Raw genomic sequence first — 12,159 nt, 5'->3', positions numbered from 1 at the left:
GAGCGAGCTTTTCTTCCGATTGTTTATTCCAGGAAAGCCGCGAGGTATAGAAGCGTGTTAGAATCATACAAGCCAGTGTTCTATTTACGCAAATATGCGTTTAACATCCATACATGTTTTTCTAAATTCTTGCAAATATGGATAAGCATATCTACCGTAGGATGATCTTTTTCTCGTTCAGCTACCTCAATTCCTTGTTTTAACTCACTAATAATTGTATTAAAATCGTTTGCAACATTTTGTACCATTTGTTGTGCATTTTCATTTCCACTTGATTCAGTGATTGAAGTTTGTTGTAAAAATTCTTTCATTGTGGCAACTGGTCTGCCATTAATAGCTAATAGCCTTTCGGCCAATTTATCTACGTAACCCGCAGCTTCATTGTAAAATTCCTCAAATTTTTTATGCAACTCATAAAAACCTTCTCCTGTTACAAACCAATGATAATTGTGGAGTTTTACAAATAATACACCAAAATTTGAGATTTGCTTATTTAACATATCTGTTAAGGTTTGTGTAGGTTCCATAAAAAAGAAACACCTCTTTTTCCAATGGTTTTGCAGTTCATTTAATATGTTATCCAGACGAGTTGTTTTTATAAGTGGATACATGGTACAAGGTATAAAGTACTATTTTTAAAAAAGTCCTGTAAATAAGCAGGATTTTTTTTTTGTTTTGCAGAATATGGATAGTCAAGTGGTGCATAGTGGAGGAAAGTGGATTAAAATGGTGGATTAGTGGGGGTGACTTGGCATGTTTATGGGTGAATTTCAACATAATATTGATGACAAAGGACGAGTCATCATTCCCGCTAAATTCCGCGAAGAACTAGGAAATGTATTTATCATCACAAGAGGTTTAGATAAATCGTTATTTATTTACCCCCAATCGGAATGGAAAGAAATCGAACAAAAACTTAAATCATTACCCTTTACCAAAGCAGATGCAAGGAAATTCACACGGTTTTTCTTTTCCGGTGCTACAGAATGCGAAATCGATAAACAAGGGAGAGTCAGTATTCCGGTAAACTTACGTGAATATGCTGAGTTGGAAAAAGAATGTGTATTTATCGGGGTTTCCAATCGGGTGGAACTTTGGAGTAAGAAACTTTGGGAAGTATATTATGAGGAATCGGAAGAATCTTTCAATGAAATCGCGGAAAAAATCGTTGATTTTGACTTATAACCGTGGAGGTAACTCATCATGTTTCAACATACCACAGTCTTATTGGATGAAGCCGTTGCAGGTTTAAATATCAAAGGAGACGGAGTTTATGTGGATTGTACATTAGGCGGGGGAGGACATTCAGAAAAAATTGCATCGATATTAAGAGATAATGGCCATCTTTTTAGCCTTGATCAGGACGAATATGCAATTAAGGCAGCTAAAGAACGACTAAAACCTTATCAAAATAAAGTAACACTGATTAAAACGAATTTTAAATACCTTAAAGAGGTCCTAAATGAGCGGGGAATCAAAAAGGTAGATGGTATACTTTTTGATTTAGGGGTTTCATCTCCCCAACTGGATGAAGAAGAACGGGGTTTTAGTTATCAATATGATGCTCCGTTAGATATGAGGATGGATCGAAGCCAAGAATTAACAGCAGAGATCGTTGTAAATGAATGGGCGGAACAAGAATTAGCCAGAATTATCTCCCAATATGGAGAAGAAAAATTTGCAAAGCAAATTGCAAAAAAAATTGGGGAATATCGAAGGAAGAAAAGAATCGAAACAACGGGTGAACTGGTTGATATCATCAAAGATGCAATCCCAGCACCAGCCAGGAGATCAGGACCCCATCCAGCAAGAAGAACCTTTCAAGCGATTCGGATAGCAGTCAATGATGAGTTAAACGTATTTGAAAAGACCCTTCACGATGCAATTGACATTCTTAATCCAGGTGGAAGAGTGAGTGTGATTACCTTTCATTCTTTAGAAGATCGGATATGTAAACAGGTATTTGCTGAGCATGCAAGAGGATGTATTTGTCCCTCCGATTTCCCTATATGTACTTGCGGGCAAACACCCACAATCAAAATCATTACCAAAAAACCAATCGTTCCAAGCAAAGAAGAAATAGAGAAGAACAAAAGGGCACGTTCAGCAAAATTAAGAATAGCGGAGAAACTTTAGGAGGAATATTCAATGGCATATTATACGAATGGAAATCTAGCTTATCAATTAAGAGAAAAACAGACGGTTCATAAAAAATCAGCCATAAAAATAAAGAAATCCTCAATACCAATTGGAGAAAAACTATTTTATCTTGTTACCGTCTTAATAGTTGGTGCAATTGCAAGTGTGATTATTTCTAATTATGCACAAATCGTTGAATATAACTACCAGATTCAAAAACAGGAACAATCAATAAAAGCCATTCAAATAGAAAATGAAAATTTGCAACTGAAAATTGCCGAGTTAAGTTCACCTGAACGAATTTTAGCAATTGCAAAAGAGAGGTTAGGAATGAAGTTAAACGAAGAACAAGTCATTATGTTATCCAATCAATTAAATCCTAAACAATAACGATTAGGGGTGCGTTTGCAATGAAAAACAACTTGAAAAAACGTTCACTCTGGATTGGTTTTGGTGTAACCGCACTCTTTTTCCTTTTAATCGTACGGATTTTTTATATTCAAATTGTAGATGCAAAGATGTTGCAAGAAAAGGCGCGAAATTTATGGGATGAATCGATGGTTTTAAAACCGAAAAGAGGAACGATCTATGACAGGAATAATGAACCGTTAGCTTATAATGCCTCGGCTTATTCAGTAATTGCCGTTCTATCAAAAAATTATGAGAATCATGTCAAAGACCCCTTAATGACAGCACAAAAATTATCGCCCTTACTAAACATAGACCAAAGTACGCTATATTCGATGTTAACGAAGAAAGCTTATCAGGTTGAACTGAAAAATGGCGGGAGAAAAATTGATAAAGAAACCGCTGATCAGATAAAAAAATTGAACTTACCTGGAATTTTTTTGCGCGAGGAAACGAAAAGATATTACCCCAATCATTCTCTAGCGGCAAACATGTTGGGATTTGTCAACTATAAGATCGATGAAAAAACGAAAAGTGAAATACAAGTTGGTGCGATGGGTATTGAATTACAATATGATCAATATTTACGCGGGGAACCAGGGGAGATAAAGGTTAAGAAAGATCCAAAAGGTTACCAATTACCTGATGGACAGGAATATTTCAAACCGGCAAAAGACGGAAATGAACTCGTATTAACGATTGATAAAACGATTCAACAATACGTAGAAAATGCTTTAGATAAAGCAGAAGCGATGTACCATCCCAAAAAGATGATGGCGATCGTAGCTAACCCAAAAACTGGTGAAATCTTGGCGATGGCAAATCGTCCTACTTTTGATCCAAATGAATATTGGAAGATTCAGGATTACCGTAACTATATAACCAGTTATCAATTTGAACCAGGATCTACGTTTAAGATTGTCACATTAGCAGCAGCGATTCAAGAAGGGGTTTTCAATCCAAATGAAAAATACTTATCCGGTTCGATTCATGTTCCAGGAGGAACGATCAAAGACCATAATAATGGACAAGGATGGGGAAGGATCTCTTTCTTAGAAGGTGTTCAACGATCAAGTAACGTTGCCTTTGTCCATTTAGGGTATGAAAGGTTAGGAAAGGAAAAACTTTTCTCTTATATTCGCGATTTCGGCTTTGATCAGAAAACAGGAATCGACTTGCCTGGTGAAATGAGTGGGATTATGAGAGATGAAATGGAGGCACGTCCCATTGATGTTGCAACTATGTCTTTTGGACAAGGGGTAGCTGTTACTCCTATTCAACAGGTAATGGCCGTATCAGCAGTTGCAAATGGTGGACATTTAATGACGCCTTACATCGTCAAAGAAATTCGTGACTCTAAGACTCACCAAGTAATCTTCAAAAATGCACCTAAGGAAAAAGGACAAGTGATTTCCGAAGAAACCGCTCGTAAAACAAGGGAAGTTTTAGAGAAAGTTGTTGAATTTGATAATCGTCCAGGATATATTGAAGGGTATCATGTTGCAGGTAAAACAGGTACAGCACAAATTCCCAATCCCAATGGAAAGGGATATTTAAAAGGGAAATATATTGTCTCCTTTATCGGTTTTGCCCCAGCTAATGATCCCAAATTGCTTACTTATGTTGTTGTTGAACAACCAAATGTGGGAGACACACCATACTTTGGAAGTACTATTGCGGCACCGATTTTTAAAGACATCATGCAAAACAGTCTTCGTTATTTAAAAGTACCAATGGATACCAAGACAAAGACAAGTAATGAGGAATTACGTCATATAGAGCTTGAAAATTTTCTCAACCAGTCGGTTTCAACTATAGAAAAAAAATTAAAGGTACAAGGGATAATTCCGATTGTGATTGGTGATGGGAAAACCATACTAGCCCAATATCCAAAGGCAGGTAACCAATTAGCTCTTGGTGAACATGTTTATTTGATTACGATACCCAAAGAGGAGATTCGAATTCCCGATCTTAGAGGAAAATCTTTACGAGAAGCGATGGAGTATTGTTCCGCCTTAGATATTTCCATTAAAATTGTAGGCAGCGGTTTTGTTAGGGAGCAAAGTGAAGCGCCGAATACTCTTTACACAGGTCAAATATTAGAATTAAAGTTAAGTGATCAAGCAATCGAGAATGAACCGAATGTTTATGTTGATTCTAAAAAAGAATAGTGAAAGATGGCCAGATTAAATTTCTGAATCAAACTGTAGTTCTTCCCGTATTGGCTTGTTCTATCTTTTTTACCAAATGAATATTTTTAAAAAGAGTGATGGATAAAAAAGGGGGACAAATCGTGCGGCGAGTTTCACAAGTTACGGTTCGGAAAAGAATCTGGCTTTCTTTCGTTATAGGGAGTCTTCTCTTTGTCACACTTATTGGAAGACTTGGCTATATACAATTAGCGAAAGGTCAATGGTTAGCGGAGAAAGCAGAAGATTTGTGGAGTCGAGATATACCCGTTGAAGCCAAACGAGGAAAGATTTTTACGAGGGATGGAGAGGTTTTAGCTTATAATATTAGTGCACCATCGGTTATGGCGATTCCTGTTCAAATTAAAGATCCCAACTATACAGCAAAAGAATTAGCAAATATCCTCGGAATGAGTCAAGAAAAAATCTATAAATTAATCACACAAAAAGAATTAATCGTTCGTGTAGCGAGAAAAATTCCTGAAGAAAAAGCGAATGAGATTGAAAAATTAAAATTACCAGGGATAGCCATCACTGAAGAGAGTAAGCGTTACTATCCTGAGAAGGATTTAGCTTCACATATATTGGGATTTGTTGGCATTGATAATCAAGGATTAGCAGGGATTGAAGTCGTTTATGATGAATTGTTAAAAGGAAAAAATGGTGCTATATCCTTCTATGCGGATGCAAAAGGAAGAAAGATGCCAGGTCAAAGCCAACGTTTCATCCCGCCAAAAAACGGTTATGATCTCGTTTTAACCATTGATAAAAATATTCAATTTTTTATTGAACGAGAATTAGATCAAGCAGTGGCAACTTACAGTCCAGATCATGCAATTGCTATCGCGATGGATCCAAATACTGGAGAAATTTTAGGAATGGCAAGCAGGCCTAATTATGATCCTAGCCGGTTTAATCAATATCCTAGTGAAACGTATAATCGCAATTTACCCATATGGATGGCATATGAGCCGGGATCCACGTTTAAGATTATTACGTTGGCTGCTTCACTAGAAGAAAAAACGATTCATTTAGATGATCACTTTTTTGATCCAGGCTATATTAAGGTAGCAGATTCAACCTTACATTGTTGGAAAGATGGAGGTCACGGTTCGGAAACGTTTTTACAAGTGGTGGAAAACTCTTGCAACCCTGGTTTTGTCGTTATGGGACAAAAATTGGGGGCGGAAAAACTTTATTCCTATATCAAAAAATTTGGCTTTGGCGAAAAAACAGGAATTGATTTATATGGTGAACAAAAAGGGATCTTATTTAGTAAAAAAGGGATCTTAAACCCTGTCAATCTAGCGACTACATCCTTTGGACAGGGCGTTTCTGTCACCCCAATTCAGCAGGTGGTAGCTGTAGCTGCTGCCATTAATGGCGGAAAGTTGTTAACACCTCATTTGTTGAAAGAAGTTCGTGATCCAGAGACGGGAAAAGTATTAAAAACAATTCAACCACAAGTTAAACGCCAAGTCATTTCTCCTGAAACATCAGAACAAGTCAGAAAAACATTAGAAAGCGTAGTCGCTAATGGAACAGGACGAAATGCTTACATCGATGGGTATCGTGTAGGGGGAAAAACAGGTACCGCACAAAAAGTAGGACCTAATGGCAGATATTTAGAAAATAATCATATTGTTTCTTTTATAGGCTTTGCACCGGCTGATAAGCCTAAAGTTGTGATTTATGTTGCTATTGATAACCCAAAAGGGACGGTTCAATTTGGGGGGACTGTTGCAGCTCCGATTGTAAAAAATATCTTGGACTCTACACTGCAATATTTAGAAGTACCAAAAAGGAAAGAACAATTAGAGAAAAATTATCGTTATGGCATTGATACACCCTATGTAGAAGTTCCCAATTTAATTGGGAAGACAAAACATGATCTCATCAACAGTTATTATACAGGCTTTACTTTAGAGGTAGAAGGAACAGGGGATGTTGTTTTCGAACAGATCCCAAAACCTGGAACTCGAGTAAAAAAAGGTTCAATTTTACGAATATATATGGGTGACAATCAGAAAAAAGGAGATTAAAATAAATTTGATGTTATATGCCAGGAAAATGGTTGCCTGGCTTTTCTGTTGAGTCATTTTGTTCCTGTTATTGTTTATATATAAGAAAACTGGAGGTTCGTAGGATGAAATTAAGCCATTTGATAGAACCATTACTTACTGCAAAAATCATTGGTAGCATTGATGTGGAAATAAATGGTATCGAAGTCGATTCGCGAAAAGTTAGGCCAGGGAATGTTTTTCTTTGTGTACCCGGCTTTACTGTAGATGGGCATGATTTTGCACAAAAGGCAATTGAAAATGGAGCAGTCGCACTCATTTGTGAACGTGAATTGCCCGTTGCCGTACCACAAGTCATTGTTAAAGATAGCCGTTTTGCGATGGCGTTTTTATCCGACCGTTTCTATAGCCATCCATCTCAACATTTGAAAGTGATAGGTGTAACAGGAACAAATGGAAAAACAACAACGACTTATTTGATCGATAAAATTTTATCTGATCAAGGACATATAACAGGATTAATTGGAACGATTAAAATGAAGATTGGCAATGAGGTATATGATGTGAAAAATACCACTCCTGATGCCCTCGAATTACAACGATCTTTGGCAAAAATGGTTGAGGTAGGCGCAAATTATGCGGTGATGGAGGTTTCTTCCCATGCTCTTGATATGGGTAGGGTTCGGGGAGTGAAATATCATATCGGCGTGTTTACGAACCTCACACAAGATCACTTAGACTACCATGGCACTATGGAACATTATCGCCAAGCAAAAGGACTTTTATTCTCCCAGTTGGGAAATGTATACTCAAACCAAACAAGGGAAAATCAATATGCGGTACTAAACGCAGATGATGAGGCAAGTGAATATTATCGGAAGATCACGCCTGCTCAGGTGATTACATATGGAATCGATCATGATGCTGATGTTCGTGCAATAAACATTAAGATTACAGCGCAAGGGAATCAATTTACCGTTGAAACTTTTAAAGGTTCAATTGATTTGCAGCTAAAGCTTGTAGGCAAATTCAACATATATAATGCGTTAGCTGCGATTACGGTTGGTTTGATAGAAGGGATCCCCCTAGAATCCATGAAGAAAAGTTTAGAAGAAGTTAGTGGGGTAGATGGTCGATTTGAACCAGTTACCTTAGGCCAAGATTTTGCGGTCTTAGTGGATTATGCTCATACTCCCGATAGTTTGGAGAATGTTTTGAAAACTGTAAAAGAGTTTGCGAAAGGTAAAATTTATTGTGTGTTTGGTGCAGGTGGAGATCGAGATAAGACCAAACGTCCGCTGATGGGGAAAATCGCTGTTAAATATAGTGATATGGCTGTTGTTACATCCGATAATCCCCGAACAGAGGACCCTAAACAAATCATTGATGACATTTTGGTCGGGATCCGTGAGACAAATGTGGACCCGAATAAGTATGTGGCAATTGTTGATCGGAAGGAAGCGATTGAATTTGCCATTCAACAAGCACAAAAAGATGATGTGATTGTGATTGCAGGGAAAGGTCATGAAACCTATCAGATTTTGCATGATAAGGTGATCCATTTTGATGATCGAGAGATCGCGAAAGAAGCGATAAGGAGAAAAGGGCAATGAAACTTACCTTAAAAGAAGTGATTCAAGCAGTATCTGGGAATGTGATTCAGGCATTTGAAGCTGATTTATTCCTTCATGGAATAGGGACAGATTCTAGAAAAATACGTCAGGGAGAGATGTTTATTCCTTTGGTTGGTCAACAGTTTGACGGCCATGATTTTATTGACACTGCAATCGAAAAAGGAGCAATTGCTGCTTTATGGAATCGTTTTAAACCCATTCCAGAAGGGATTCAAATCCCCCTTATTTTGGTGGATGATACATTAAAAGCCTTTCAAGATTTAGCATGTTATTATCGAAACAAAATCAATCCCAAAGTCGTTGGTGTCACAGGAAGCAATGGCAAGACTACGACAAAGGATCTGATTGCCTCTGTTTTAGCGACCCAATATCGGGTTCATAAAACAAAGGGGAACTACAATAATCACATTGGTGTGCCATTAACTTTATTAACTATGCCAGAGGACACAGAGATAGCCGTAATCGAAATGGGAATGAGTAATCGAGGAGAAATCGAAGTTTTAACCCAAATCGCAAAACCAGATATAGCGGTAATTACCAATATTGGCGAGTCTCATCTTCAATTCTTAAAAACGAGAGAAAATATTGCTAAGGCAAAATTAGAAATCACTGAAGGTTTGAAAGAAAATGGGGTATTAATCTTAAATGGCGATGAGCCCCTTTTACGAAATGCATTAAAGAAACAAAACCCACCATTTCAAATAAGGTGGGTGGGTACTGATAGGTCAAACGATCGTTATCCAACAGAGATCAATCAAGCTCTAAATGAAGTTCAATTTAAAGATTCTTCTGATAATGAATATTCTATTCCCATCATCGGCATTCATAATGTCATCAATGCTCTAATGGCAATTGAAGTGGGAAATCAGTTTAGCATCCCAGTCTATCAGATAAAAGAAGGATTAAAACATCCTGAATTAACAAGTATGCGTTTAGAAAAGATCATCACAAAAAACGGGAGTACATTAATCAATGATGCTTATAATGCGAGTCCTACGTCGATGAAAGCAAGCCTAGAACTTCTAACAACACTTACTCAATACAAAAAAAGAATTGCGATTATAGGAGATATGTTTGAATTAGGAGATCAGGCAGAGTATTATCATATAGAGATAGGTCGGTTATGTGCCGAATTGAAGATTGATTTATTAATCACGACTGGTAATTTGGCTCGATTGATTGCAAATAGTGCAATTGAACATGGATTAAGAAAGGACCATGTTTATCATTTTCAGAATGTCGATGAGATTGTTCCATTTATTCTTCATCAATCTGATCAAGATTCAATCATTCTCGTGAAAGCTTCAAGGGGAATGCATTTAGAACGAGTAGTGCAAAAGCTTCTTAATTAAACTGAACATTTCAGAAAGAAGAATGAGATTGGCATTTCGTTAGGAAAAAGGAGATAAGATTATGGAACTTCGAATTATTATTTATACCATCATTGTATCGCTTTTGATCTCGACTCTCCTTGGTCCTTTATTTATCCCCGTATTAAGAAAATTAAAGGCAGGACAGTCTATTCGCAAAGAGGGTCCAAAATCTCATCAAGGGAAATCAGGGACGCCGACGATGGGTGGTATTATCATTTATTTAGCACTCATTTTTACTGTAATAAAATTCGCTCCCCATACGATGAATCTTTATTTGTTATTATTTGTGACATTAGGCTTTGGTTTTTTGGGATTTTTAGATGACTTCATTAAAATTATCAAACGAAGGAATTTAGGTCTCACTGCTAGACAAAAATTATTTGGTCAATTGTTTATTGGCATAGTTCTTTATTATATTTTACAAAAACAAGGATTTGATACAGCGCTATATCTTCCGGGACTTTCATGGGGAATTGACCTAAAATGGCTTTATTTTCCTTTCTTAATCTTGATGACAGTAGGCTCGTCAAATGCCGTTAATTTAACTGATGGTGTAGATGGTTTATTGGCAGGAAGCAGCGCCATTTCCTTTGGCGCATTTTCGATTATTGCTTTAAGTAACTCACAATTTGAAGTAGCGATCTTTGGCGCTGCTATGGTTGGAGCTGTATTAGGATTTTTGATTTTTAATGCTCATCCTGCAAAAGTATTTATGGGTGACACGGGTTCATTAGGGATTGGTGGAGCCTTAGCAACGATGGCCATTTTAACTAAAACTGAATTACTTCTTGTAATCATTGGCGGGGTATATGTCATTGAAACCTTATCGGTTATTATTCAAGTAATATCATTCCAAACCCGAGGAAAACGAATCTTTCGTATGAGTCCCATTCATCATCATTTTGAACTGTCTGGTTGGTCAGAATGGAAAGTTGTGACAGTCTTTTGGTTAGTGGGATTCGTTTTTGCAGGAATTGGAGTTTATTTAGAGGTGTTGAGATGATGGATTATAAGAATAAACAAATCGTTGTATTGGGATTAGCAAAGAGTGGAACAACAGTTGCGAAATTATTACACAAACTTGGAGCAAAAATCGTTGTCAATGACGTAAAACCAGAGGATCAATGCAAAGAAAAAAGGGAATTAGAAAGCTTAGGAATTAAGGTCATCTGTGGTTCCCACCCAGATGACTTAATTACGTCTGAAACGGATCTTGTCATTAAGAATCCAGGGATTCCTTATCATATACCGCCAATTCAACAAGCTTTATCTTTACGCATCCCAGTGATTACAGAGGTAGAAGTTGCCTATCAATTAGCGAAAGCTCCATTTATTGGGATTACAGGATCAAATGGAAAGACAACAACAACTGCATTAATCGGTGAGATCCTAAAACACGCTCATTTTCGTCCAATTGTTGCGGGGAATATCGGAACAGTCGTTTGTGAACAAGCTATTTTAGCCGAGGAAAATCAAGTTCTTGTTACCGAACTTAGCTCCTTTCAACTCAAAGGTACAGAACAATTTCGACCAAAGATTGGCCTATTACTGAATATTTATCAGGCACATTTAGATTATCATCAAACGATGGAGGATTATATCGCTGCAAAAGCTAGGATGTTTTTCAATCAAACCCCTGACGATTTTGCTGTGTTGAATGCAGATTGTGAAGAATGCGTAAAATTGATTCCATCAATCAAAAGCCAAGTCTACCTATTCTCGACGAAACATGAGGTAGTTAGAGGAGCATATGCCCACAAAGGAATGATATATTGGAAGGATCAAGGAATGATTGAACCTGTTCTATCTGTTCATGAACTATCTTTAAAAGGGGTGCATAATCTAGAAAATGTGTTGGCTGCGCTCACAGCTTCTAGATTATTTGGGGCAGATTTTAAGACGATTCGTGAAGTTCTAAAAGATTTTAAAGGTGTTGAACATCGATTAGAATATGTTCGAACTACCCCTAATCACGTATCCTATTATAATGATTCCAAAGCAACAAACCCAACAGCAACCATTACGGCATTAAAATCTTTTCCACAAAAAGTGATCTTGATTGCTGGTGGTCTTGACCGCGGGATTGATTTTCAGGAATTGATCGAACCCTTCAGACAACATGTGAAACAATTGATTCTCTTTGGCCAAACAGCTGAAAAACTTGCTAAGATTGCACAAATTGCAGGATTAGATCAAATCTATACCGTCGATAATGTAGATAGTGCTGTAAAATTAGCGGACCGTATAGCCGTATCTGGCGATGTTGTCTTATTATCCCCAGCTTGTGCAAGTTGGGATATGTTTTCTTCATTTGAAGAACGAGGAAGAATGTTTAAGGAAGCCGTGCATAAAATTTAAAGAGGCTAATACAAGCTGTAAGAAACACGGTGGGGGT

At 37.2% G+C, this 12,159-nt stretch carries 10 protein-coding genes; 9 read left to right on the top strand and 1 reads right to left on the bottom strand.

Annotation, left to right across the window (positions count from 1 at the left end; translation table 11 throughout):
• Nucleotides 1–80: 80 nt before the first annotated feature.
• Complete coding sequence (locus tag ACMW72_RS01605) at nt 81–527, bottom strand: Dps family protein (RefSeq protein ID WP_418367085.1); 447 nt, start codon at nt 525–527, stop codon at nt 81–83.
• Nucleotides 528–753: 226 nt separating this feature from the next.
• Here ACMW72_RS01605 and mraZ point away from each other — a divergent pair, with 226 nt between their 5' ends.
• The 9 genes from mraZ to murD all read left to right on the top strand — a co-directional run bounded on the left by mraZ (nt 754) and on the right by murD (nt 12,122).
• A complete protein-coding gene (gene mraZ, locus ACMW72_RS01600) occupies nt 754–1,185 on the top strand; it encodes a division/cell wall cluster transcriptional repressor MraZ (RefSeq protein ID WP_418367084.1) in 432 nt (143 codons plus the stop codon).
• Nucleotides 1,186–1,203: 18 nt separating this feature from the next.
• A complete protein-coding gene (rsmH, locus tag ACMW72_RS01595) occupies nt 1,204–2,136 on the top strand; it encodes a 16S rRNA (cytosine(1402)-N(4))-methyltransferase RsmH (RefSeq protein ID WP_418367083.1) in 933 nt (310 codons plus the stop codon).
• A 12-nt stretch (nt 2,137–2,148) separates the two neighbouring features.
• Nucleotides 2,149–2,529, top strand: coding sequence for a cell division protein FtsL (gene ftsL, locus ACMW72_RS01590; RefSeq protein WP_418367082.1), 381 nt, complete (start codon nt 2,149–2,151; stop codon nt 2,527–2,529).
• Nucleotides 2,530–2,549: 20 nt separating this feature from the next.
• A complete protein-coding gene (locus tag ACMW72_RS01585; protein WP_418367081.1) occupies nt 2,550–4,718 on the top strand; it encodes a penicillin-binding protein in 2,169 nt (722 codons plus the stop codon).
• Nucleotides 4,719–4,840: 122 nt separating this feature from the next.
• Nucleotides 4,841–6,778, top strand: a complete 1,938-nt coding sequence (locus tag ACMW72_RS01580) for a stage V sporulation protein D (RefSeq protein WP_418367080.1) — start codon at nt 4,841–4,843, stop codon at nt 6,776–6,778.
• Between the two features lie 104 nt (nt 6,779–6,882).
• On the top strand, nt 6,883–8,370 hold the full coding sequence (locus ACMW72_RS01575; protein ID WP_418367079.1) for a UDP-N-acetylmuramoyl-L-alanyl-D-glutamate--2,6-diaminopimelate ligase: 1,488 nt from the start codon (nt 6,883–6,885) through the stop codon (nt 8,368–8,370).
• Nucleotides 8,367–9,743, top strand: coding sequence for a UDP-N-acetylmuramoyl-tripeptide--D-alanyl-D-alanine ligase (locus ACMW72_RS01570; RefSeq protein WP_418367078.1), 1,377 nt, complete (start codon nt 8,367–8,369; stop codon nt 9,741–9,743). Before ACMW72_RS01575 ends, ACMW72_RS01570 begins: the two co-directional genes overlap by 4 nt.
• 61 nt (nt 9,744–9,804) lie before the next feature.
• Nucleotides 9,805–10,767 (top strand): phospho-N-acetylmuramoyl-pentapeptide-transferase, encoded by a 963-nt coding sequence (mraY, locus tag ACMW72_RS01565; RefSeq protein ID WP_418367077.1) that lies wholly within the window; start codon nt 9,805–9,807, stop codon nt 10,765–10,767.
• A complete protein-coding gene (gene murD / locus ACMW72_RS01560; protein ID WP_418367076.1) occupies nt 10,764–12,122 on the top strand; it encodes a UDP-N-acetylmuramoyl-L-alanine--D-glutamate ligase in 1,359 nt (452 codons plus the stop codon). Before mraY ends, murD begins: the two co-directional genes overlap by 4 nt.
• The last annotated feature ends 37 nt before the right edge of the window (nt 12,123–12,159 follow it).

This window comes from Tepidibacillus sp. LV47 (assembly GCF_048381575.1).
Taxonomy (GTDB): domain Bacteria; phylum Bacillota; class Bacilli; order Tepidibacillales; family Tepidibacillaceae; genus Tepidibacillus.
Note: the sequence above shows the minus strand (reverse complement) of the source record. Positions and strands in the feature narration are given on the sequence as shown.

Bases quoted from the DNA above. Each gene is read 5' to 3' on its own strand.
- ACMW72_RS01605 (WP_418367085.1), bottom strand. From the start codon at position 527: ATGGAACCTACACAAACCTTAACAGATATGTTAAATAAGCAAATCTCA.
- mraZ (WP_418367084.1), top strand. From the start codon at position 754: ATGTTTATGGGTGAATTTCAACATAATATTGATGACAAAGGACGAGTC.
- rsmH (WP_418367083.1), top strand. From the start codon at position 1,204: ATGTTTCAACATACCACAGTCTTATTGGATGAAGCCGTTGCAGGTTTA.
- ftsL (WP_418367082.1), top strand. From the start codon at position 2,149: ATGGCATATTATACGAATGGAAATCTAGCTTATCAATTAAGAGAAAAA.
- ACMW72_RS01585 (WP_418367081.1), top strand. From the start codon at position 2,550: ATGAAAAACAACTTGAAAAAACGTTCACTCTGGATTGGTTTTGGTGTA.
- ACMW72_RS01575 (WP_418367079.1), top strand. From the start codon at position 6,883: ATGAAATTAAGCCATTTGATAGAACCATTACTTACTGCAAAAATCATT.
- ACMW72_RS01570 (WP_418367078.1), top strand. From the start codon at position 8,367: ATGAAACTTACCTTAAAAGAAGTGATTCAAGCAGTATCTGGGAATGTG.
- mraY (WP_418367077.1), top strand. From the start codon at position 9,805: ATGGAACTTCGAATTATTATTTATACCATCATTGTATCGCTTTTGATC.
- murD (WP_418367076.1), top strand. From the start codon at position 10,764: ATGATGGATTATAAGAATAAACAAATCGTTGTATTGGGATTAGCAAAG.